General features: G+C 73.3%; 22 protein-coding genes. 12 read left to right on the plus strand and 10 right to left on the minus strand.

Annotation, left to right across the window (positions count from 1 at the left end; translation table 11 throughout):
* The first annotated feature begins 11 nt into the window (after nt 1-11).
* Both BMX97_RS05450 and denD read left to right on the plus strand, forming a co-directional pair.
* Nucleotides 12-758 carry an SDR family oxidoreductase gene (locus BMX97_RS05450; RefSeq protein WP_091746323.1) on the plus strand — a complete coding sequence of 249 codons (747 nt, stop codon included), beginning with the start codon at nt 12-14 and terminating at the stop codon, nt 756-758.
* 13 nt (nt 759-771) lie between these two features.
* Nucleotides 772-1755 carry a D-erythronate dehydrogenase gene (gene denD, locus BMX97_RS05455; protein ID WP_091746326.1) on the plus strand — a complete coding sequence of 328 codons (984 nt, stop codon included), beginning with the start codon at nt 772-774 and terminating at the stop codon, nt 1753-1755.
* Nucleotides 1756-2319: 564 nt separating this feature from the next.
* On the opposite strand, the gene gltA is transcribed toward denD, so the two are convergent.
* Nucleotides 2320-3612: a citrate synthase gene (gltA, locus tag BMX97_RS05460; RefSeq protein WP_091746329.1), complete on the minus strand. Its 1293-nt coding sequence runs from the start codon at nt 3610-3612 to the stop codon at nt 2320-2322.
* Nucleotides 3613-3855: 243 nt separating this feature from the next.
* Nucleotides 3856-5274 (minus strand): glutamate--tRNA ligase, encoded by a 1419-nt coding sequence (gene gltX / locus BMX97_RS05465; protein ID WP_091746333.1) that lies wholly within the window; start codon nt 5272-5274, stop codon nt 3856-3858.
* A gap of 198 nt (nt 5275-5472) precedes the next feature.
* On the opposite strand from gltX, the gene BMX97_RS05470 reads away from it, so the two are divergent.
* From BMX97_RS05470 to BMX97_RS05480, 3 genes are all read left to right on the plus strand, one after another.
* Nucleotides 5473-7743, plus strand: a complete 2271-nt coding sequence (locus tag BMX97_RS05470; protein ID WP_091746336.1) for a ComEC/Rec2 family competence protein — start codon at nt 5473-5475, stop codon at nt 7741-7743.
* Nucleotides 7744-7821: 78 nt separating this feature from the next.
* Nucleotides 7822-8139 carry a type II toxin-antitoxin system RelE/ParE family toxin gene (locus tag BMX97_RS05475; protein ID WP_244538296.1) on the plus strand — a complete coding sequence of 106 codons (318 nt, stop codon included), beginning with the start codon at nt 7822-7824 and terminating at the stop codon, nt 8137-8139.
* Nucleotides 8136-8453 (plus strand): helix-turn-helix domain-containing protein, encoded by a 318-nt coding sequence (locus tag BMX97_RS05480; protein ID WP_091746340.1) that lies wholly within the window; start codon nt 8136-8138, stop codon nt 8451-8453. Before BMX97_RS05475 ends, BMX97_RS05480 begins: the two co-directional genes overlap by 4 nt.
* Nucleotides 8454-8478: 25 nt before the next feature.
* Here BMX97_RS05480 and otnK read toward each other — a convergent pair whose 3' ends face one another.
* The 3 genes from otnK to ltnD all read right to left on the minus strand — a co-directional run bounded on the left by otnK (nt 8479) and on the right by ltnD (nt 11615).
* Nucleotides 8479-9747, minus strand: a complete 1269-nt coding sequence (otnK, locus tag BMX97_RS05485; RefSeq protein WP_091746343.1) for a 3-oxo-tetronate kinase — start codon at nt 9745-9747, stop codon at nt 8479-8481.
* Nucleotides 9744-10541, minus strand: coding sequence for a 2-oxo-tetronate isomerase (gene otnI / locus BMX97_RS05490; RefSeq protein WP_091746350.1), 798 nt, complete (start codon nt 10539-10541; stop codon nt 9744-9746). The genes otnK and otnI overlap by 4 nt, the downstream gene beginning before the upstream one ends.
* 162 nt (nt 10542-10703) lie before the next feature.
* Nucleotides 10704-11615, minus strand: coding sequence for an L-threonate dehydrogenase (gene ltnD, locus BMX97_RS05495; protein ID WP_091746356.1), 912 nt, complete (start codon nt 11613-11615; stop codon nt 10704-10706).
* 265 nt (nt 11616-11880) lie between these two features.
* Between ltnD and BMX97_RS05500 the strand changes: the two genes are divergently transcribed.
* Nucleotides 11881-12888 (plus strand): LacI family DNA-binding transcriptional regulator, encoded by a 1008-nt coding sequence (locus BMX97_RS05500; protein ID WP_091746362.1) that lies wholly within the window; start codon nt 11881-11883, stop codon nt 12886-12888.
* Nucleotides 12889-12902: 14 nt separating this feature from the next.
* Nucleotides 12903-13565, plus strand: a complete 663-nt coding sequence (locus tag BMX97_RS05505) for a 3-oxo-tetronate 4-phosphate decarboxylase (protein ID WP_091747007.1) — start codon at nt 12903-12905, stop codon at nt 13563-13565.
* Nucleotides 13566-13833: 268 nt separating this feature from the next.
* On the opposite strand, the gene BMX97_RS05510 is transcribed toward BMX97_RS05505, so the two are convergent.
* Together BMX97_RS05510 and BMX97_RS05515 are read right to left on the minus strand one after the other, a co-directional pair.
* Nucleotides 13834-14676, minus strand: a complete 843-nt coding sequence (locus BMX97_RS05510; protein ID WP_091746369.1) for a DUF1206 domain-containing protein — start codon at nt 14674-14676, stop codon at nt 13834-13836.
* 12 nt (nt 14677-14688) lie between these two features.
* Nucleotides 14689-15258 carry a DUF533 domain-containing protein gene (locus BMX97_RS05515; RefSeq protein WP_091746375.1) on the minus strand — a complete coding sequence of 190 codons (570 nt, stop codon included), beginning with the start codon at nt 15256-15258 and terminating at the stop codon, nt 14689-14691.
* Between the two features lie 99 nt (nt 15259-15357).
* Here BMX97_RS05515 and BMX97_RS05520 point away from each other — a divergent pair, with 99 nt between their 5' ends.
* A complete protein-coding gene (locus BMX97_RS05520) occupies nt 15358-16155 on the plus strand; it encodes a DUF3750 domain-containing protein (protein WP_091746381.1) in 798 nt (265 codons plus the stop codon).
* 87 nt (nt 16156-16242) lie between these two features.
* Entirely contained in the window at nt 16243-16458 is a 216-nt protein-coding gene (locus BMX97_RS05525) for a hypothetical protein (protein ID WP_091746387.1), read from the plus strand.
* A 37-nt stretch (nt 16459-16495) separates the two neighbouring features.
* Here the strand turns inward: BMX97_RS05525 and BMX97_RS05530 are convergent, their stop codons facing one another.
* Entirely contained in the window at nt 16496-17491 is a 996-nt protein-coding gene (locus BMX97_RS05530; protein WP_091747010.1) for a LacI family DNA-binding transcriptional regulator, read from the minus strand.
* A gap of 47 nt (nt 17492-17538) precedes the next feature.
* Nucleotides 17539-18579: an L-idonate 5-dehydrogenase gene (locus BMX97_RS05535; RefSeq protein ID WP_091746393.1), complete on the minus strand. Its 1041-nt coding sequence runs from the start codon at nt 18577-18579 to the stop codon at nt 17539-17541.
* Between the two features lie 163 nt (nt 18580-18742).
* Here BMX97_RS05535 and BMX97_RS05540 point away from each other — a divergent pair, with 163 nt between their 5' ends.
* The gene (locus tag BMX97_RS05540) at nt 18743-19510 is read left to right on the plus strand and encodes an SDR family oxidoreductase (RefSeq protein ID WP_177202129.1); all 768 of its coding nucleotides are present in this window, start codon (nt 18743-18745) and stop codon (nt 19508-19510) included.
* A 162-nt stretch (nt 19511-19672) separates the two neighbouring features.
* Here the strand turns inward: BMX97_RS05540 and BMX97_RS05545 are convergent, their stop codons facing one another.
* Complete coding sequence (locus BMX97_RS05545; protein WP_091746399.1) at nt 19673-20377, minus strand: DNA-binding protein; 705 nt, start codon at nt 20375-20377, stop codon at nt 19673-19675.
* A gap of 147 nt (nt 20378-20524) precedes the next feature.
* Between BMX97_RS05545 and BMX97_RS05550 the strand changes: the two genes are divergently transcribed.
* Both BMX97_RS05550 and BMX97_RS05555 read left to right on the plus strand, forming a co-directional pair.
* Nucleotides 20525-21193 carry a response regulator gene (locus tag BMX97_RS05550; RefSeq protein ID WP_091746403.1) on the plus strand — a complete coding sequence of 223 codons (669 nt, stop codon included), beginning with the start codon at nt 20525-20527 and terminating at the stop codon, nt 21191-21193.
* Nucleotides 21190-22515, plus strand: a complete 1326-nt coding sequence (locus tag BMX97_RS05555) for a sensor histidine kinase (protein ID WP_091746406.1) — start codon at nt 21190-21192, stop codon at nt 22513-22515. The genes BMX97_RS05550 and BMX97_RS05555 overlap by 4 nt, the downstream gene beginning before the upstream one ends.
* Nucleotides 22516-22583: the final 68 nt, after the last annotated feature.

The raw sequence follows: 22583 nt of genomic DNA on the forward strand, positions 1-22583 counted from the left end.
GAGGATGAGACATGGCGGGACGGCTGACGGGCAAGCGCGCGGTCGTGACGGCGGCGGGACAGGGGATCGGCCGCGCCATCGCGGCGGCGTTCCTGGCCGAGGGCGCCGAGGTGCTGGCGACCGACCTCGACGCGGGCAAGCTCGACGGGCTGGCGGGCGCCCTCCCCTCCTCCCTCGACGTGCGCTCGGACGCGGCGGTGGCGGAGTTCGCGGGACGAGCCGGGCGGGTCGACGTGCTGGTGAACGCGGCGGGCTTCGTCCATCACGGCACCATCCTCGACTGCACCGATGCCGAGTGGGAACTGGCGTTCGACCTCAACGTACGCTCGATGCACCGCACCATCCGGGCCTTCCTGCCCGGCATGCTGGAGCGCGGCAACGGCTCGATCGTCAACATCGCGTCGGCGGTCGGTGCCGATGCCACGGCGCCGAACCGCTACGTCTACGGCGCCTCGAAGGCGGCGGTGGTGGGTCTCACCAAGGCGGTGGCGCGGGACTTCATCCGCAGCGGCGTGCGGGCCAACGCGATCTGCCCCGGCACGATCCAGTCGCCGTCCCTCGACGAGCGCATCGCGGCGCTCGCGGAGATGAACAAGACCTCGGTCGAGGCCGCCCGCCAGGCCTTCATCGACCGCCAGCCGATGGGCCGGCTCGGCACCACCGCGGAGATGGGGGCGCTCGCCGTCTACCTCGCCTCCGACGAGTCGCGCTTCACCACCGGCCAGACCCACGTCGCCGACGGCGGCTTCACGCTCTGAGGGAGACGGTTCGATGCATATCCTCATCCTCGGCGCCGCCGGCATGGTCGGCCGCAAGCTCCTGGCGCGGCTCGTCCAGGACGGCAGCTTGGGCGGCGAGACCATCTCGCGCCTGACCCTGCACGACGTGGTGCCGCCGGAAGCCCCGCCCGGCACCGCGATCCCGGTCGCGCTCTCGGCCTCCGACTTCTCCGAGCCCGGCGAGGCCGAGCGCCTGGTCGCCGGCCGGCCGGACGTGATCTTCCACCTCGCGGCCATCGTGTCCGGCGAGGCCGAGGCCGATTTCGACAAGGGCTACCGAATCAACCTCGACGGCACCCGCCGCCTCTACGACGCCGTGCGGGCGATCGGCGAGGGCTACAAGCCACGCTTCGTCTTCACCTCGTCGGTGGCGGTGTTCGGCGCGCCGATGCCCGAGCCGATCCCCGACGAGTACCTGACGGCGCCGCTCACCAGCTACGGCACCCAGAAGGCGATCGGCGAATTGCTGCTCTCCGACTACTCGCGCCGGGGCATCTTCGACGGCGTCGGCATCCGGCTGCCGACCATCTGCGTGCGGCCGGGCAAGCCCAACAAGGCGGCCTCGGGCTTCTTCTCGGGCATCATCCGCGAGCCGCTCGCCGGCCAGGACGCCGTCCTCCCGGTCTCCGACCAGGTCCGCCACTGGCACGCCTCGCCGCGCTCGGCGGTCGGCTTCCTGATCCACGCCGCGACGATCGACACCAAGCGCCTCGGCGACCGCCGCAACCTGACCATGCCGGGTGTCGGCGCGACCGTCGCCGAGCAGATCGAGGCCCTGCGCCGCGCCGCCGGCGACGCGGCGGTCGCCCGCATCCGCCGCGAGCCCGACCCCACCATCGAGCGCATCGTCGCCGGCTGGCCCCGCACCTTCGACGCCCGGCGGGCGCTGGAGCTGGGCTTCCGGGCCGAGCCCGACTTCGATGCCATCGTGCGGGCGCATATCGAGGACGAGCTGGGCGGGAAGGTGCCGGCGTAAGGGGCTCTCTTTCTCGAGAAGACGAGGCACGGGCTTTCCCCTCCCCCCTCTGCGGGGGAGGGTGCCCGGCTGCGAGTGCGAAGCACTCGTGCGCCGGGCGGGAGAGGGGCAGCGCGACGCTGATCCAGGGAGCGCCCGTCACCACGGTCACGATATCTCCGGAAGCGGCGTCCCCTCTCCCGGCTCTCTTGCGCTCGCCACCCTCCCCCGCAGAGGCAGGGCTGTCCGGGGGAAATCTCTTTAAGAATCAAGCGCGGGATTCCCTCTCCCGTGTGGGAGAGGGGTAGGGGCGATCGAAGATCGCGCGAGGGTGACACGTCTCCGTTTGAAGCGAAGAGCGTGGTGCTAGTAGCTGGACCTTCAGAGCCAGACACAGAACCGTAGCACCCTCACCCCCTGCCCCTCTCCCACACGGGAGAGGGGAGCCGCGCCACTTCTTTCCCCGGACAGCCCCGCCCCGCGGGGAGAGGCGCAACCCGCGCCAGACCTGCAAACCCTGCGAAGCACAAAAAGAAACGGGCGGCACTCGCGTGCCGCCCGTTCTCATGTCGCTGATTGGCAGCCTCAGCCGCGCTGGGCCGTCGTCACGTAGTCGCGCTTCGGAGCGCCGGTGTAGAGCTGGCGCGGGCGGCCGATCTTCTGGGACGGGTCCTCGATCATCTCGGCCCACTGGCTGATCCAGCCGACGGTGCGGGCAAGCGCGAACAGGACCGTGAACATCGAGGTCGGGAAGCCCATCGCCTTGAGCGTGATGCCCGAGTAGAAGTCGATGTTCGGGTAGAGCTTCTTCTCGATGAAGTACTCGTCCTTGAGGGCGATCTGCTCCAGCTCCATCGCGACGTCGAGCAGCGGATCGTCCTTGATGCCGAGCTCGCTCAGCACCTCGTGCGTGGTCTTCTGCATGATGCGGGCGCGCGGGTCGTAGTTCTTGTAGACCCGGTGACCGAAGCCCATCAGGCGGAAGGGATCGTTCTTGTCCTTGGCCTTGGCGACGTACTCGCCGACGCGCTCGGGCGTGCCGATCTCGGCCAGCATCTTCAGCGCCGCCTCGTTGGCGCCGCCATGGGCGGGGCCCCACAGGCAGGCGATGCCGGCGGCGATGCAGGCGAAGGGGTTGGCGCCCGAGGAGCCGGCCAGACGCACCGTCGAGGTCGAGGCGTTCTGCTCGTGGTCGGCGTGCAGGATGAAGATCCGGTCGAGCGCGCGCGACAGCACGGGGTTCGGCTGGTACTCCTCGCACGGCACCGCGAAGCACATCCGCAGGAAGTTCGAGGTGTAGTCGAGGTCGTTCTTCGGGTACACGAACGGCTGGCCGATCGAGTACTTGTAGGCCATGGCCGCGAGCGTCGGCATCTTGGCGATCATGCGCATGGAGGCGACCATGCGCTGCTTCTCGTCCGTGATGTCGGTCGAGTCGTGATAGAACGCCGAGAGCGCGCCGACGCAGGCCACCATCACCGCCATCGGGTGGGCGTCGCGGCGGAAGCCCTGGAAGAAGCGGTTCATCTGGTCATGCACCATGGTGTGGCGCGTGACGCGGTAGTCGAAATCGGCCTTCTGGGCCGCGGTCGGCAGCTCGCCGTACAGCAGCAGGTAGCAGGTCTCGAGGAAGTCGCCGTGCTCGGCCAGCTGCTCGATCGGGTAACCGCGATAGAGGAGCACGCCCTCGTCACCGTCGATATAGGTGATCTTGGACTCGCAGGACGCCGTCGAGGTGAAGCCCGGGTCGTAGGTGAACTGTCCGGTCTGCGCGTAGAGCTTGCTGATGTCGACGACACCCGGGCCGACCGTGCCGGCCTTGGTGGGCAGCTCGACCGTGCGACCGTTCACCGTGAGGGTGCTGGTGGGGAGGCTCATGGGGTTGCGGACCCTTTCCATCAACGTGACCGAGCGTCGGAGCCTCGACCGCGGCGCCCCGGGGGCAGGCGGCGACTTTGCTGCGGGTGCTCACTCGCCGTCCGGGTTAGCGGATCACCGCACCGGCATCAACCACACGTCCCCGCCCGGATGACAGAATTCAGATTCTGTTCAGGGGTCGTCGGGTCGGGCCGGCGAATCCCCCGCGAACCGGGCTCGCGGGAGTATCGGCCTGGTTGCGCCTCAGGCGGCCTGCTCGCGCAGGCGCTCCAGGCTCTCCTGGCGGCCGAGCACCGCCATCACGTCGAAGAGCGGCGGCGAGGTCGCCCGGCCGGTCAGCGCGGCACGCAGGGGCTGGGCGACCTGCCCGAGCTTGACCCCGGCGCTCTCCGCGAAGTGCCGCACCGCACCCTCGGTCGAGGCGGCGGACCACTCGGTCAGCGCCTCGAGGTGCGGCAGCGCCCCGGCGAGCCGCTCGCGCCCGCCGTTGCCGAGGAGGCCCGAGGCCTTCTCGTCGAGGGCGAGCGGGCGCGGCGCGTAGAGGTAGTAGGCGCTGTCGACGAGCTCGATCAGGGTCTTGGCCCGCTCCTTCAGCCCCGGCATCGCGGCGATGAACTTCTCGCGGATCTCCGGGGACAGCGGCGCGGAGAGGCCCCAGCGCGCGCCTTGCGTCGGCAGGATCGCCTCGATCGCCTCGACCAGCGCCTCGTTCGAGGACGAGCGGATGTAGTGGCCGTTCAGGTTCTCGAGCTTGGCGAAGTCGAACCGGGCCGGCGAGCGGCCGACCTGGGCGAGGTCGAAGGCCGCGACCATCTCGTCGGTAGAAAAAATCTCCTGGTCGCCGTGGCTCCAGCCGAGGCGCACGAGGTAGTTGCGGAGCGCCGCCGGCAGGTAGCCGAGGTCGCGGTAGGCATCGACGCCGAGGGCGCCGTGGCGCTTGGAGAGCTTGGCCCCGTCCGGCCCGTGGATCAGCGGGATGTGCGACATGTTCGGCACGTCCCAGCCCAGCGCCTGGTAGATCTGGGTCTGGCGGGCGCCGTTGGTCAGGTGGTCGTCGCCGCGGATGATGTGGGTCACGCCCATGTCGTGGTCGTCCACCACCACCGCCAGCATGTAGGTCGGCGTGCCGTCCGAGCGCAGCAGGACGAGGTCGTCGAGGTCCTTGTTCTGCCAGACCACCCGGCCCTGCACCGCGTCCTCGACCACGGTCTCGCCGTCGGTCGGCGCGCGCAGGCGAATGACCGGCTTGACGCCGGCCGGCGCCTCGGACGGATCGCGGTCGCGCCAGCGGCCGTCGTAGCGGATCGGCCGGCCCTCGCGACGCGCGCTCTCGCGCATCTCGGTCAGTTCCTCGGGCGTGGCGTAGCAGTGATAGGCCCGACCCGTTGCGAGCAGGCCCTCGGCCACCTCGCGGTGCCGGCCTGCCCGGGCGAACTGGTAGACCACGTCGCCGTCCCAATCGAGGCCGAGCCAGGCCAGCCCGTCGAGGATCGCGTCGATGGCGCCCTGCGTCGAGCGCTCGCGGTCGGTGTCCTCGATGCGCAGCAGCATCCGGCCGCCGTGCCGGCGCGCGTAGAGCCAGTTGAACAAAGCCGTGCGACCCCCGCCGATGTGGAGGAAGCCCGTGGGCGACGGGGCAAAGCGGGTGACGACGGAGGACATGCGCTTCGAGAACCGGGGTGAGAGCGAAAAAAAACGATGTGGCCGGGGCCGTCGGGGCAGGGTCGGGCGAGTCGACCCGCCGGCGCCGGGTCCTGTAGCATGCGCGAGACGAGCCGTTAAGAAACCGTCATCGGGGCCGGGCTCACGCCCGGGGCCCGGGGGAGCGGCGGTTGCGCGCAGCCTCGTCGGGGCGGGGCGATGGCGGGGCCGGGCGCAGGAACGGGGATCGTGGCACGCGCCGCCGGCGCGCTGCCGGCGCCCGTGCTGCTCTTGCCCGCGCTCGGCGCCCGGATCGCCGGCTGCCTCGCCGCGGAGGCCGCGCAGCGCCGGCTGTTTCCCTGGCTGGCGGTGGCCTTCGGCGCCGGCGCGCTCCTGTTCCTCACCGTCGCGGACGGGCCGGTCGTCCTCGCCGCCCCGCTGGGCGCCGGGCTCGCGCTGGCGGGCGGCGCGGTGGCGCTGCGGGCCAGGGCGGTCGCGCCGGCCCTGTTGCTCGCGGCGTCCTTCGTCTTCCTGGGCTTCGCGGCCGCCGCCTACCGCACGACGAGCGTCGCCGCGCCGGTCCTCGCCCGCACGGTGATCGCGCCGCTGCACGGCTTCGTCGAGGCGCTGGAGGAGCGGGAGGAGGGCGCGCGGCTGGTGGTGCGGGTCCTGCGCCTCGGCGAGATGCCGGCGGCCGAGCGCCCGGTGCGGGTGCGCGTCTCCTACCGCCGCGGCGACGCGCTGCGGCCGGGCGACTACATCGAGGCCAAGGCGCGCCTGCTGCCCCCACCCGAGCCGGCGCGGCCCGGCGGCTACGATTTCGCCCGCGACGCGTATTTTCGCGGCATCGGCGCGGTGGGCTCGCTGCTCGGCGCCGCCGCCGTCAAGCCGCCGCCCGAGCCGGCGCCCTGGAGCCTGCGGCTCGCCGCCGGCCTCGACGACGCCCGCAACGCGCTGACGCGGCGCATCGCCGAATCGAACGGCGACAAGGGCGGCGTCACCCAGGCCGGCGCGGTGGCGGCGGCCCTCGTCACCGGCAAGCGCGGGCTCATCGACCAGGACACCAACGACACCCTGCGGGCGGCCGGGATCTATCACGTCGTCTCGATCTCGGGCCTCCACATGGTGCTGGCGGCCGGGGTGGTGTTCTGGCTCGTGCGGGCGCTGCTCGCCCTCGTCCCGGGCCTGGCGCTGGCCTGGCCGATCAAGAAGATCGCGGCCTTCCTGGCGATGATCGCGGTCACCGGCTACTGCGCCTTCTCGGGCTGGGACCTCGCGGCCGAGCGCTCGCTCGTCATGACCCTGGTGATGCTCGGCGCGGTCCTGGTCGACCGGCCGGCGCTCAGCCTGCGCAACCTGGCGCTGGCGGCGCTGATCTCGCTCGTCCGCGAGCCGGAAGGGCTCTTGGGCCCGAGCTTCCAGATGTCGTTCGGGGCGGTGGCCGGGCTCGTCGCCTGCGCCCGGCTGATCGAGGGGCGGCTGTGGAACCCGGAGGGCGGCGGGCCGATGACCCGGGCGCTCGCCTGGGGCCTCGCGACGGTGGTCGGCACGCTCGCCACCACGCTGGTCGCCCAGATCGCCACCGCGCCCTTCGCCACCTACCATTTCCAGACCGTCCAGCCCTTCGGCGTCGTCGGCAACGCACTCACCCTGCCGCTCGTCTCGCTGGTGGTGATGCCGGCGGCGGTGCTCGGCATGCTGGCCCATCCCTTCGCCCTCGACCGGCCGGTCTGGTGGGCGATGGGGCTGGCGGTGCGCGGCATGCTCGACATCTCGGCCTGGATCGAGGGCTTCGACCGCGCGACCGTGGTGCTGCCGGCCTTCGGACCCGGCGCGCTCGGGCTGATGACGGTGGCCCTCCTGCTTCTGGTGCTGCCGGTCTCCGGCCTGCGCTGGCTCGGCCTCGCCCCCGGCCTCCTCGGCGTGGCGCTCGCGGCCGCACCGGTGCGGCCCGACCTCTACGTCGACCGCGAGGGCGGCGGCGCGGCCCTGCGCGGGGCCGACGGGCGCCTCGTGGTGCTGGGCAAGCCCCCCGGCTTCGTGCTGGAGCAGTGGCTCAAGGCCGACGGCGACGGCCGCTCCCGCGACGATCCCGGGCTGGGCACGCAAGCCCGCTGCGACAAGCTCGGCTGCGTCGGCCGCGGGCCGCGGGGGATCAGCGTGGCGCTGGTGCGCGACAAGCGCGCCTTCCCGGAGGATTGCGCCCGCGCCGACGTGGTGGTGAGCCGTCTCGAGGCGCCGCCGGGCTGTGCGGCCAAGCACGTCCTCGACCGCACCTTCCTGGCGGCGCACGGCGCGACCACCCTGCGCTTCACACCGGAGGGCCCGGCGGTCGAGACCGCCAAGCGGCCGGGGGAGACGCGGCCGTGGCGACCGGCGAAGGCGCCCGCGAAGCCGGTGCCCGCCGCGCCGGGGCCGACCACGCCCGCTGCCCCGTCGCCCCCACCCGCGCCGGAGGGCGACGAGGCGGAGGCGGGAGCGGAGCCCTGACGCCGCATCGTTCCCTTGCGTCACGTTGACAAGTTCGTCATCGCCCGCCTCATGCGTGACACGCGGCCGATCTCGTGGGTGAAGGGAGCGCTGAAGGCGTTCGAGGGATTTCCGACCGCCGTGCAGGACGAGATCCTGGACGCGCTGACCCTCGTGGCCGACGGTGGACTGCCGGATACGGCAAAGCCGTTCAAAGGTGTGGGCAGCGGTGTCTTCGAGATCGCGATACGGCACCGCGGCGACGCCTATCGCTCGATCTACGCCGTCCAAATCGCCGATGCGGTCTGGGTCATCGATGCGTTCCAGAAGAAGTCGACTCGCGGGATCAAAACGCCGCAGGTCGACGTCGAACGGATCAAGCAGCGTCTGAAGAGGGTGCAGGAGGCCTTGCGATGAGCGACGACGATCTCGACCTCGTCCATGGAAGCGGCAACGTCTATCGCGACCTGAAACGGCCGCACGCGGATCTCGCGCAGGCGCGCGCGCTCGTCGCCGCACAGATCGTGCGGTCGCTCGATGCGCGCGGCCTGACCACCCGCGACGCCGAGGCGGCGACCGGGGTGGCGCACAGCGAGTTCTCCCGCATCCGCAACGCGCAGCTACGGCGCTTCACCCTCGACCGCCTGATGACGATTCTGGACAAGCTCGACGGCGACCTGGAGGTGAGGCTGGTGGTCCGGCCCCGCCGCCCGGAGGCGCGCGCGTCCTGACCGGGCGGCGTCCGGCCAGGACGGGTCACGGCATCAGCCGCAGCGCGTCGGCAAAGAAGTCCGGCCCGCCGAAATTGCCCGACTTGAGCGCCAGCCACATGTCGCGGTCGGTGGTGCGCAGGACCGGCACGCCGGCGGCGATCTCGGGGCCGACCCGGAAGGCCGGCAGCCCGAGGCGGTCGACCACCGCGCCCGAGGTCTCGCCGCCCGCCACCACGAGGCGGCGCACCCCGTGGGCCACCAGCCCCTCGGCGATCCGCGCCATGGCGGCCTCGATGGCGTGGCCGGCGGCGTCGCGGCCGTAGCGCGCCTGGACCGCCGCCACCTCGTCGGGGCCGGCGCTGCTGGCGATCAGGACCGGGCCGTCGCCGATCCGCTCCATCGCCCAGGTCAGCGCCGCCCCGGCCTCGTCCTCGCCGGCGAGCAGCCGCGCCGGATCGAGGCGGCGCACCGGCATCGCGGCCTCGGCCCGGGCGATCTGGCCGAGGGTCGCCTGCGAGCAGCTGCCGGCGAGGCAGGCCGCCGGGCCGCCGATCGGCCCGCCGAGATCGGCCGCCGTGGCGGCGGGCGCGACGCGCCCGGCCGCCACCAGGGCGCGGGCGAGCCCCAGCCCGAGGCCCGAGGCGCCCGTCGAGACCTTGCGGGTGAGCGCCGCGGCGCCCAGCACCGCGAGGTCGCGGTCGAGCACCGCATCGGCGATGGCCGCCCCCTTGCCCTCGCGGGCGAGCGCGTCGAGCCGGGCGCCCACCGCCTCGGCGCCCTGCGCCACCGTGGCGAGGTCGATGAGGCCCACCTCCGCCCGGCTCTGGCGCGCCAGCACCCGCACGAGGTTCGAATCCCGCATCGGGTTGAGGGGATGGTCCTTGAGCGGGCTCTCGGCGAGCGGGACCATGCCGACGAAGAGGTGGCCGAGATAGACCGTGCGCGCCGTCTCCGGGAAGGCCGGGGTGACGAGCGCGATGGCCTCGCCGGCATCCTCGCGCAGGGCGTCGGTAACCGGGCCGATATTGCCGGCATCGGTCGAATCGAAGGTCGAGCAGACCTTGAACAGCAGGTGGCCGGCGCCCCGGGCGTTCAGCCACGCGGCGGCCTCGCGCGAGCGGGCCACCGCCTCCCCGGCGGGGATCGACCGGCTCTTGAGCGAGACCACCACGGCGTCGACCTCGGGCAGCGCGAGATCGTCCGCCGGCACCCCGATGGTCTGGACCGTGCGCAGGCCCGCCTTGGTCAGGGTGTTGGCGAGGTCGGAGGCGCCGGTATAGTCGTCGGCGATGCAGCCCAGTGCCAGGGTCATGCGCGGGCTCCCTTGGAGGCGTCGGACTTGTAGGCGTCGAACCAGCCCAGGCCCTCGCGGGTGCCGGCGCGCGGGTTGTACTCGCAGCCGACGAAGCCGTCGTAGCCGAGGCGGTCGAGCTCGGCGAACAGGAAGGCGTCGTTCATCTCGCCGCTGCCGGGCTCGTGCCGCTCGGGCACGCTCGCGGTCTGGACGTGGCCGACCATCGGCATCAGGGCCCGCAGCCGCATGGTCACGTCGCCGTGCAGGATCTGGCAGTGGTAGAGGTCGAACTGCAGCTTCAGGTTCGGCAGCGCCAGCGCGCGGATCAGGTCGGCGGCATAATCGAAATCGTCGAGGAAGTAGCCCGGCATGTTGCGGGCGTTGATCGGCTCGAGCACGAGGTCGAGCCCCTCGCGGCCGACCCGCTCCGCCGCCCAGGCGACGGCGCGGCGGTAGGAATCCCGCGCCGCGGCATCGTTGCGGTCGGCCATGCCGGCCATCAGGTGCAGGCGCTTCACGCCGGTGGCGCGGGCGTAGGCGAGCGCCGTCTCGACGCCGGCCTTCAGCTCCTCGAACCGGTCGGGCAGGGCCGCCAAGCCCCGCTCGCCCGCCGCCCAGTCGCCCGGGGGCAGGTTGAACAGGGCCTGGGTCAGGCCGTTCGCCCTCAGGCGCTCGCCGATCGCCTCGGGCGGATGCTCGTAGGGAAACAGGAACTCGACCGCCTCGAACCCGGCCTCCGCGGCCTCGGCGAACCGGTCGAGGAACGGGACTTCGGTGAACATCAGGGTCAGGTTCGCGGCAAAGCGCGGCATGAAGGTTCTCCCTCCCGGGCGTCTTGATGGGCTTATCCTGGCAGGCCGGCAAAGCCGGTCCAGCGGCCACTCGCATCACCACCTCTCGGGGCCATCCCGGGGCTGCGAAGCGGAGCCCGGAACGACCCGGTGGATGTCATTTCGGTGGATGGGAGCCGACAGTCACCCCGCCCCGCCCGGCAGCGTGGTCCCGGTCACCTGGGCGTAGATCCGCGCCACCGAGGCGTCGTCGTCCCGGCCCATGCCGGCGCCGGAGGCCATCAGGAACATCTGCAGGGCCGCCGCCGCCACCGGCACCGGGAATTTCTGCGTGCGGGCCATGTCCTGCACGATGCCGAGATCTTTCACGAAGATGTCGACGGCGCTGCGCGGCGCGTAGTCGCCGTCGAGGACGTGCGGCATCCGGTTCTCGAACATCCAGGAATTGCCGGCCGAGGCGGTGATCACCTCGTAGACGCGCCTCAGATCGAGCCCCTGGCGGGCCGCGAAGGCCATCGCCTCGCTCGCCGCCGCGATGTGGACGCCGGCGAGCAGCTGGTTGATCATCTTGAAGGCCGCGCCCGCGCCGGCGGCGTCGCCGAGCTCGTAGAGCTTGGCCGCCATGGCGTCGAGGGCGGGCTTGGCCCGGGCGAAGGCCGCCGGGCTGCCCGAGGCCAGGATCGTCAGCTCCCCTTGCGCGGCGCGCTGGGCGCCGCCGCTGATCGGTGCGTCGAGGTAGTGCCGGCCGGTGGCTTCGAGCCGGGCGGCCAGCCGCCGGGCGACCTCCGGGTCCATGGTGGCGCAGGAGACGAAGACCGCGCCCTCGGGCATGGCGGCGGCGACGCCGTCGGGCCCGAACAGGACCGCCTCGGTCTGGGCGGCATTGACGACGACGCAGACCACGATGCCGGCATCCGCGGCGGCCCGGGCCGGGCTCTCGGCCCCCCGGCCGCCCTCGGCGGCGAAGCGCGCGACGCTCTCGGACGAGACGTCGCTGCCGGCGACGTCGAGGCCGGCGCGCCGCAGGGCCTGGGCCATGCCGTAGCCCATCGAGCCGAGGCCGATCACCGCGACGCGGGCGGGTGTGTCGCTCATGCCGTTTCCTCCTGCGGATCGATCCAGCGATCCGCTGTCCCGCGCGATCTGGCGCCGCGCCCTCGTCCCAGGCTCTAGCACCGTATTGGCAGCGCTGCCAATACGGACCAACGATCCGTTGAGCCGGCCCGGGAACCATGACATCGTGGCGCTGCCGCGCGGCGATGACAAGACGCGGCGCGTCGGGGGACGAGGGATGGACGAGGGAGGCAACGAGGCCTTCGCGAGGGGGGACTTCGGGAAGGGAGACTCTGTGACGGGGGACATGGAGCCGTTCGACGGGGCCGGCCGGCGCCCGATCACCCTCGCGGACGTCGCCCGCGAGGCGCGGGTCGGCGAGAGCACGGTGTCGCGGGTCCTGCGCAGCCACGGCTCGTTCTCGGAGAAGACCCGGGCCCGCGTCGAGGCGGCGGTGGCGCGCCTCGGCTACGTACCGAACCGGATCGCCGGCACCCTCGCCTCGACCGGCTCGCGGCTGATCGGCATCGTCATCCCGTCGCTCACCAACATCGTGTTTCCCGACCTCCTGCGCGGCGCGACCGCGGCCCTGGAGCAGGAGGGCTTCCAGTCGGTCATCGCGGTGACCGACTACGACCAGGACCGCGAGGAGGCGGTGGTCGGCTCGCTCCTGAGCTGGCGTCCGGCCGGGCTGATCGTCACCGGGCTCGAGCACAATCCCGGCACGCGGCGGCGCCTCGCGGCGAGCGGCGTGCGGGTGGCCGAGCTCCTTGACACCGACGGGCCGGGCCTCGACATCGTGGTCGGCTATTCGAACCGCGCCGCCGGCGAGGCGAGCGCCCGCCACCTCGTCGGCCGCGGCTACCGCCGCATCGGCTATATCGGCCACGACCTGACCAAGGACCGGCGCGCCGCCAAGCGCTACGCGGGCTTTCGCGATGCCCTGCGCGAGACCGGAATGGGGCCGGCCGGCGAGGAACGGGTGGCGAGCCCATCCTCGGTCGAGGCCGGGCGGCAGGGTCTCGCCGCCCTGCTGGAGCGGGTGCCGGACCTCGACGCGGCCTATTTCTCGAACGACGACATGGCGCTCGGCGGCTATTTCCACTGCCTGGCCCACGGCATCGCGGTGCCGGGGCGGCTCGCCCTGTTCGGCTATAACGGCCTCGACGTCGGCCGGCTGATGCCGCAGCCGCTCGCCACCATCCGCACCCCGCGGGTCGAGGCCGGCGCCACGGCGGCGCGGCTGCTCTGCACGGGGAGCCCGGCGGCGGTGGTGGATCTCGGCTTCGAACTGATCGAGGGAGCGACCGCGTGACGGACGTGTCGACCATGGGCGAGTCCGCCCTGCGCGAGGCGATCTGCCGGTTCGGGCGCTCGCTGTTCGAGCGCGGCCTGACGCCCGGCTCGTCGGGCAACATCTCGCTGCGGCTCGACGACGGCGGCTGGCTGGTGACGCCGACCAACGCCTCGCTCGGCTTCCTCGACCCAGCCCGGATCTCGCGCCTCGACCGCGACGGCAAGCTCCTGTCGGGCGACAAGCCGACGAAGGAGATCCCGCTCCACGGCGCTCTCTACGACAGCCGCTCGTCGGCCCGGGCGATCGTCCACCTGCACTCGACCCATGCCGTCGCGGTCTCGATGCTGCCGGAGATCGACCCCCGCGCCGTACTGCCGCCGCTCACCCCCTACAGCCTGATGCGGGCCGGCGCGGTGGCGCTAGTGCCCTATTTCCGCCCCGGCGACCCGGCGGTGGCCGACGCGATCCGGGGGCTCGCCGGGCAATATTCCTCGGTGCTGCTCGCCAATCACGGCCCGGTGGTGGCCGGCGACACCCTGGAAGCCGCGGTCTTCGCCACCGAGGAGCTGGAGGAGACCGCCAAGCTCTACCTGCTCCTGCGCAACCTCAACCCGCGCCACCTGACCCCGGCCCAGGTCCAGGACCTGGTGGCGCATTTCGGCCTGACGCTGCCGGAGCACGGGCACGACCATTGAGGGCTCGTTCGCCGCAAAAACCAGGTTTTCGATCGTTCCTCCATCCCTCCTCGACCTCGTCCTGAGCCGTTGGCGATCGGAGCTGGATCGACCTCGAAAGGCGAGGTCGAGCGTGGAACGAGGTCCTCGACTCGGATCGATCGGGCTCCGGCATCCGCCCTCGGTCCCAAGCGGACTTGCGTTGGCAGGCCAGCGCTTCGCCCGCTCAGGCTGTTGGTCTGACGCAGATTTTCTGCGCCGAACCGGTCACCACTTCGGCGAAATCTGCTTATCGCGCGATCTCCGTCACGGCCCGACGCGCGGCGTCGAGGTCCGGCGGGTCGATGTGGCGGTAGCGGGCCTGGACGAGGCCGAACATCCCGAAGGCCGCGAGGCCGGCCGCGGTCAGCCCGAGGAGCACCCAGCCGTAGGGCTCGTCGCGCAGGGCCTGGAGGGCGCCGCCGAGGCCCTTCACGTCGCTCGACCGGCTCTCGACCGCGGCCGCGATCAGGAAGCCGCCGATCAGCCCGAAGGTCAGCGCCCGGGCGGCGTAGCCGAAGCGGCCGACATGCCGGACCCAGTCGCGGGCGTCGTGCGGTACCGAGAGACGCTTGCACACGTCGCCCTTCCAGGCCTTGGCCGCGAAGGCGAGGCCCGCGCCGATCACCACGAGGCCGACCGCGCCGACGAGCCACTGGCCGAAGGGCTGCTGCAGCAGCCAGGCGGTCCAGTCGCGGGCGCCCTGGTCCTCGGCCTGGCGCGCCGTGCCGCGGCCGAGCGCCGCCGTCATCATCGAGAGGCCGAGGCCGCCATAGGTCACGCCGCTGACGAGGTGCCCGGCCCGGGTCGCCAGTCCCTTGGCCGAGCGGCCGTAGCGGTCGGCGTCGGTCACCGCCTCGACCACGCGCCACAGCGCGAAGGCGGCGAGCCCGAGGGCCACGACGCCGAGCAGGATCCAGCCGAACGGCCGCTCCAGCAGGATCAGCAGGGCGCTGCGGCTGCCCCCGGTCTGGCCGCCGACGCCGATGGCCGCCAGCACCGCGAGGCCGCCGACGAGGCAGTAGGTGACCCCGCGGGCGCCGTAGCCGAGGCGGGCGAGCAGTTCGAGGGCTTGCCGGCCGTCGAGGCGCATCGGGGTTGCCGATCAGGCCGCGAGGCCGGATTCGACCCGGGCGACCGCGTCGTCGTCGAGGTCGAGGGCGTCGGCCAGCATGCGCAGGAAGGCGCGCTCCTGCATCGTGTCGGGATCGATGGCGAGGCGGGCCGCGGCGTAGACCCGGGCGCCGGCTTCGGGAGTGGCGACCCGGTCGGCGATCTCGTCGATGGTCGCCGGATCCTCGAGTTCGCGGGCGAGCCACTGGCGGCCGGCGAGGTCGAGACCGGATTCGGCGACCGCGGCGTCCAGCCGCTCGCGCTCGCGGGCGTCGATCACCCCGTCGGCGGCGGAGGCCGCCACCATGATCCGCAGGCACAGCGTCGCCTCGTCGTCGCTGAGCGCGCCGGCCTCGAAGGGCGTCGCGGCCGGGGCGCGGACCGTGTCCGGGGCCTGCGGGGCTCCCGCCCCTCGCGCCGGCTCCGCCCCGGGCTCGCCGCGCTGCGTCGCCCGCACGGCGAGGCCGGCGATGAGCGCCAGACCGCCGAGGGCGGAGGCCGCCGCGAGCCCGCCGCTGCGGCTGCGCACCAGGGCGTCCAGCACCCGCTTCACCTCGGCCATCGCGTTCTCCCGTACCCGTCCGCAGTACTCGTTGCAGGCCGACAACGGTCTCACCCGGCCGCGGTTGCGCCGCCCCGCTCCGACGACCATCTTCACGTCATGCTGCTCGCCCTGGCCTGGTGTGCGCGCACCCTGGTGCTGGCGCTCGTCCTCCTGTTCCTGCTGCCGCTCGCCGCCCACGCCCTGTGGTGGTGGAGCCGCGACGACCTCGCCCCCGACTGGGCCACCGCCGACTGGTCGAGCGCGCGGCTCCTGCCCGCACCCGCCGCGGCGCCAGAGGCCCTGGTGCGGATCTACGCCGCCCGGGTCGGGCGCTGGCGGGGCATCTTCGCCCATCACACCTGGATCGTGGTCAAGGAGGCCGGCGCCCCGCGCTACACCCGCTACGACGTGGTCGGCTGGGGCCTGCCGGTGCGCAAGGACGCCTACGCGGCGGATGCGCGCTGGTTCGGCAACCCGCCGCAGGTCGTGCTCGCCCTCGACGGCGAGGCGGCGGCCGCCGCGGTGCCGCGGATCCACGCCGCCGTCGCGACCTACCCGCACCGGGCGGCGGGCAGCTACAGCGCCTGGCCGGGGCCGAACTCCAACACCTTCGTGGCCCATGTCCTGCGCGCCGTGCCCGACCTCGCCGTCGCGCTGCCGCCGACGGCCCTCGGCAAGGACTTCTCGGAGCGCACCGTCGCCTGGACGCCGAGCCGCACCGGCCTGCAGCTCTCGGCCCGGGGCTATCTCGGCCTGACCCTCGGCTGGGTCGAGGGGTTCGAGGTCAACGTGCTCGGCGCGGTGGCGGGACTGGACCTGCGCCGCCCGGCCCTGAAGCTCCCGGGCTGGGGCCGCATCGGCATGGATCCGGCCGGCGCCGCCGAGACCTTGATCGCCCCGACGCCGAGCCGCTGAAGGCCGGCCCGGCGATCGTCGGGCCTGCGCGTTGAACCAAATCGTGTTGCGGCGCGTTAACGCTCACCCACAGGTTTGCAGTGCGACATGTCCAGCTCCCGTTTCGTCAAGGCCGACACGGCCCCCTCCCCGTTCGCCGGTCCCTTCGCGCCGGTGCTCGCCGGCGTCTCGCGCGGGTTGCAGGACCTGTTTCCGCTGGTCGAGCAGCCCCGGGCCGCCCAACGCAGCCCGGCGGACGAGGAGCACGACGCCGTCGCCCCGGTGCTGCGGCCCCGCCCGGCGCCCCGGCCGCGCCTGGCCTGATCCGCGAGGGCCGCGACCTCGGCGCCCATCGCCAACCCTACCCGGTGCTCTCCCGCAGGAGCAGCCTGAACCCGAGGTCGATCACCGCCGGCTCGCCCGCCCCGCCGTCGAGGAGCCCGAGCAGCAGCGCGCCGGTGCGCCGGCCGATCTCGTCGGGATCGACCGCGATGGTGGAGAGGCGCGGCACGCTTTGGCGGCCGATCTCGAAATCGCCGAAGCCCAGGAGCCTCACGTCCTGCGGCACCCGGATCCCGCGGCGCTGGCACTCCATCAGGGCCCCGAAGGCCGAGATGTCGGAGACGAGGAAGACCGCCTCGGCGCCGCCGCGGGCGACGAGTTCCGCCAGCGCCTCGGCCCCGTGCGCGAAGGCGCCGGCCGCGCGGCCGTGATGCAGGACCAGGTCGTCCGGACGGCCCGCCTCGGCGAGGCCGTCGCGAAAGCCGCGCAGGCGCTCCTCGCCGCGGAAATCCCGGACCTCGCCGGTGCGCTCCGGCCCGAGGCCGGCGATGCGGGCGGCGCCGAGACCCGCGAGGGTCTCTGCCGCCAGCCGTCCGACCTCGTAGTTCGAGAAGCCCACCGCCCGGTCGATCGGCGCCTCCGGCCGGTCCCAGATCTCCACCACCGGCACGCCGGCCCGGGCGAGGAGGTCGCGGGCGCGCGACGAGCGGTGCATCCCCGACACCACGATCGCGTCCGGGCGGCGCGACAGCATCGCGCGCAGGACCGCCTCCTCCTCCGCGACCGAGTAGCCGGTGACCCCGATCAGCGGCTGGTAGCCGCGCGGGCGCAGCACGGCGGTGAGGCCGGCGGCGGTGTCGGCGAAGTTCGGGTTGGTCAGGGTCGGGACGATCAGGGCGACGAAGCCGGTGCGCCGCGACGACAGGCTCCCGGCGCCGCGGTCCGGCACGTAGCCGAGCCGGTCCACCGCCGCCAGCACCCGCGCCCGCGTCTCCTGCGAGACGCGGGCGGGCGCGGCCAGCGTGCGCGAGACCGTCATCGGCGAGACGCCGGCGAGGCGCGACACGTCGCGCATCGTCGGCGCCCGGCGCGGGGGCGTGGACCCGTCGGCCACGGCGGCGCCTAGAAGGCGAGGTGGACCTTGATCGCCCGGCTGCGGTCGGCGGCGAGCGCGAAGGCCTCGTCGGCCCGGGACATCGGCAGTTCGGCCGACAGGATCGGCGCGACGTCGATCCGGCCGGAGGCCAGGAGCGCGATGGCGGTGCGGTACTCCTCGTGGAAGCGGAAGGCGCCGACGAAATCGATCTCGCGGGCCATCAGGAGGTTGGCCGGCACCGGCACGTCGCCCGGCGGCATCATGCCGAGTTGCACCACCCGGCCGCCGGGCCGCACCACCCGGAACAGCGAGGCGAGCGCCGCGGGCGCGCCGGTGGCTTCCAGCGCGACGTCGAAGGTGCCCTTGTCGGCCTCGTAGGCGGCGAGCCGCTCGGGCTGCGAGGCGACGTCGATGGTCTCGGCCGCGCCGATCTCGCGGGCGATGGCGAGCGGCGCCTCGGCGAGATCGGTGCAGACGATCCGGCGCGCGCCCGCGAGCCGCGCCGCCATCAGGCACAGGAGCCCGATCGGCCCGGCCCCGGCGATGAGGACGTGGCGGCCCAGGAGCTCGCCGGCCCGCCGGATCCCGTGGAGCGCCACCGCCAGGGGCTCGCCGCAGGCCGCGACCCGCATCGGCATCGCGTCGGGGATCGGCACGCACTGGTCGGCCCGGGCGAGGAAGAGCTCGCTGAAGCCGCCCTGGACATGCGGGAAGATCGCCGCCGAGCCGAAGAACCGCATGTTGCGGCACAGGTTCGAGCGGCCGGCGCGGCAATAGTCGCAAGCCAGGCACGGACGGCTCGGATCGACCGCGACCCGGTCGCCCGGCTTCACGCCGGTGACGGCCTTGCCCACCCGCGTCACCGTGCCGGCGACCTCGTGGCCGAGCACCATCGGTTCGCGCAAGCTGAAATCTCCGACCCGGCCCTTGCCGTAATAGGACAGGTCCGAGCCGCAGATGCCGCCCGCGCCGAGCGCGACCACGACCTCGTCCGCCTCCGGCTCGCGCAGGGAGATCGTCTCGACCCGCAGGTCCTTGGCGGCGTGGATGCGCGCGGCGAGCGTCATGGCCAAACATCTCCTCCCGGTGGGCTCGCTGGCGGCCGGATCACCGGCGCCGCGATGCCGCTTGCCTTGGTATCGGTACCATGCTTCCCTTCCGGCACGAGCGCAACTGCAAGGAGCGGCCCCGAAGGTCGCCGGCCGGAGCGCGTCGGGGAGGAGTTCGCCGGTGTCGACCGCCTTGTTCGATCTGTCGGGCCGCCGTGCCCTGGTGACCGGCTCCAGCCAGGGCATCGGCCTGTCGCTGGCGCTCGGCCTCGGCCGCGCGGGAGCGGCGATCGTGCTCAACGGCCGCGATGCGGCAAAGCTCGACGGCGCCGTGGCGGAGCTGCGGAAGGAAGGGATCGCGACGCAAGCCGCGGCCTTCGACGTGTCGGATGCGGCCGCCGTGAAGGCGGGCGTCGACCGGATCGAGGCCGAGATCGGCCCCCTCGACATCCTGGTCAACAATGCCGGCATCCAGCGCCGCGCGCCGCTCGAGGAGTATTCCGTCGAGACCTGGCACGAGCTGATGCGGGTCAACCTCGACAGCGTGTTCTATGTCGGCCAGGCGGTGGCCCGGCACATGATCGGGCGCAAGCGGGGCAAGATCATCAACATCGCCAGCCTCCAGAGCGAGGCGGCGCGCTACTCGATCGCGCCCTACACCGCCTCGAAGGGCGCGGTGAAGAACCTGACCAAGGGCATGTGCACCGACTGGGCCCGCCACGGCCTGCAGGTGAACGGCATCGGCCCGGGCTACTTCGCGACGCCGCTCAACCAGGCCCTGATCGACAACCCCGAATTCGACGCCTGGCTGAAGAACCGCACCCCGGCCGGGCGCTGGGGCCGGGTGGAGGAGCTGCAGGGCGCGGCGATCTTCCTGGCCTCGTCCGCCTCGGATTTCGTCAACGGCCAGATCCTCTACGTGGACGGGGGCGTGCTGGCGACGTTGTGACGGGGCCTTACCCGGCCGGGCGCCGCCGACAAGCCCCTGCGCCGACGCGGGTTTCCCCCTCTCCCCGCGGGCGGGGAGAGGAGAAGCCCGCGCCTCTCCTTCGTCGGACGGCCCGCTTCAGCTATGCTGCCCGACACTGTCGGGCCGGGCCCGCCGCGCCCCTCAGAACACCCGCTTCTCGCGGATCTGCCCGTCGAAGCCGACATGGAGCATCCGCTCCTTGCCGTCCTGGCCCTTGGCCGCCACGTCGAGGTGGCGCGGGCCGCGGCCGGCGACGCGCACGTCCGAGTAGCCGGCATCGGTGACCGCCTTGGTGAGGGCCGGGACGTCGATGGTCGGCCCCAGGCCGGCCTTGTCCTTCGCCCAGTCGAGGCCGCCGGGGGGCGGGCCCATCGGGCGCAGGGGTTCGATCTTGCCGTCGGCCCGGGTGAGCGCGCTGGCATGGAGGAAGCCGTTCTCGAACCGGCCCTGCACCGTCACGCTCTCGCCCTTGGCGACCAGGGTGCCGCCCTCGCCGGCCCGGCCGGTCTCGACCAGCGCGCGGCCGGTGCCGTCCTGGAGGATGAACTTGTTGCCGAACACCTCGGCGACCTCGCCCTTGGCGGCGGTGGCGCCCGACGGCACCAGAGCGCTCACGGTGACGGGAGCGACGGGGGTGAGCGGGGTCTGCGCCGGCTTTGCGAGAGAGAGCCCGACGGCGCCGAGCGCCAGCGGCACCGCGACGGCGCCGACGAGGAGGCCGCGGCGGGGCTTGGTGCGCGGGGCGGGCGCGACGGTCTCGGTCGTACCGGTCTCGGTCGTGCCGGTCTCGACCTTGGCGGTCTCGATCTCGGTGGCCTTGCCCTCGATGGTGGTGTGGTCGGTCATCGGTGTGCTCCTGTCGTCGAGGCCCTTCCGGGTTGGCGCTCTTCTACGTCGGGGCCCGGGAACCGGGCCTGAACCTCGCCGTTCAGGTTCGGTTAAACCGCCGGGAATACGGCGGAATCCGCGTTCCCACCTCCGAGTCATCCGCCCATGAAGCTCCTGCTCGTCGAGGACGACGCGGCGCTGGCCGCCGAGATCCTGCGGGTCCTGCGCGCCGAGAACTGCGCCGTCGACCACGCCCGCAACGGCGAGGACGGCGCGCATCTCGGCGACACCGAGACCTACGACGCGGCGGTGCTCGATCTCGGCCTTCCCAAGCGCGACGGGATCGCGGTGCTGCAGGGCTGGCGGGCGGCGGGCCGCACCCTGCCGGTGCTGATCCTCACCGCGCGGGACGCCTGGAGCGACAAGGTGGCGGGCTTCAAGGCCGGGGCCGACGATTACCTGGTCAAGCCGTTCCGGGTCGAGGAGCTGGTGATCCGCCTACGCGCCCTGGTGCGCCGCGCCGCCGCCCACGGGGCGACGAGCATCGCCTGCGGCCCGGTCACGTTCGATCCCGGCCTCGGCGCCTTCACCCGCGACGGGCTGCCGCTCAAGCTCACCGCCCTCGAATGGCGGGTCCTGTCCTGCCTGATCCTGCGCCGCGACGGGGTGGTGCCCCGGGGCGAATTGCTGGAGCGGGTCTACGAGGGCGACGCGGAGGTCGATTCGAACTCGGTCGAGGTCATCATCACGCGCTTGCGCCGCAAGATCGCCCCGGCCCGGATCGAGACCGTGCGCGGGCACGGCTACCGGCTCACCGCGGGCGAGGCGGCGTGACGGGCTTGGGCCAGATCGGCTCCCTGCGCCGGCGCCTGCTCCTCGCGGCGCTGGCGCTGATCGTGGCGGCGCTGGTGGTGGCGGGCCTCGCCATCGGGCTGATCCTCGCGCGCTTCGTGCGCGGGCAGATCGAGTCCCGGCTCGACGCGCAGATCGTCTCCCTGGTCTCGGGGCTGGAGCCGGGCCCGGCCTTGCGCTTGTCGCGCGACCTCGACGCGCCGCCCTTCGACCGACCGGGCTCGGGCTGGGCCTGGCAGGTGCGGCGGGGCGGGGCGACGCTCGGCTCCGCCTCCCTCGCCGGGCGCGACCTCGCCCCGCCGCAGGTCCCGGAAGCGGACGACGACCGGCCCCGCCCGGCGGACGGAATCGGCCCGCGCGGCGAGGCGCTGATCCTGCGGGTCCTGTCCCTCCCGGACGGCACCGTGGTCCTTGCAAGCGCACCGCGCGCCGCCCTCTGGGGGCCGCTGCGCGAGGCGGGCCTGGCGCTCGCGGCGAGCCTCGGGGTGCTGGGCCTGTGCCTCGCCGCCGGCGCGGTAGCGCAGGTGCGGCTCGGCCTCAAGCCCCTCGACCGGCTGCGCCGGGAACTCGAAGCGGTGCGGGCCGGGCAGCGCGAGCGGGTGCCCGATTCCCAGCCGGCGGAGGTCCGGCCGCTCGCCGCCGAGATCAACGCCCTCCTCGACCAGAACGCCGCGCAGCTCGCCCAGGCCCGCACCCATGTGGCGAACCTCGCCCACGGCCTGAAGACGCCGCTCGCCACCCTGAGCCTCGCCCTGTCGGAGCCCGGCCGCGATCCGGACGGGCGCCTGACGCACCTCGTCGGCAGCCTCGACCGCGGCGTGCGTCACCACCTGCGCCGGGCCCGCAGCGCCGCGCTGACCGGGGCGACCCGGACCCGCACGGAGCTGGCCGGCCCGGTCGCCGACCTCGCGGCGGCCCTGGAGCGGCTGCACGCCGAGAAGGGCGTGCGGATCACGTGCGCGATCCCGCCCGGCCTCGCGGCGGCCTGCGACCCGCAGGACCTCGACGAGATGCTGGGCAACCTGGTCGACAATGCCTGCACCTGGTGCACCCGCGCGGTGCGGGTGTCGGCCGACGCCGCGGGCAGCGACATCGTGGTCCGGATCGAGGATGACGGGCCGGGCCTCGGGCCGGAGGCCCTGGCGGCGGTAGCGCAGCGGGGCAAACGCCTCGACGAAACCGTGCCGGGCCACGGCTTCGGGCTCGCCATCACCACGGAACTGGCCGAGCTCTACGGCGGCGGGCTGGAGCTCGACAGGTCGGCGATGGGGGGCTTGCGGGCGCGGCTGCGGCTGCCGGGGTGAGTGGGTCGGGCGAAAGCCGAAGCAGGCGACAGGTCCCACCCTCCCACCTCGTCCTGAGGTGTTAGTCG

The organism is Methylobacterium sp. ap11 (assembly GCF_900110515.1).
Classification (GTDB): Bacteria; Pseudomonadota; Alphaproteobacteria; order Rhizobiales; family Beijerinckiaceae; genus Methylobacterium; species Methylobacterium ajmalii.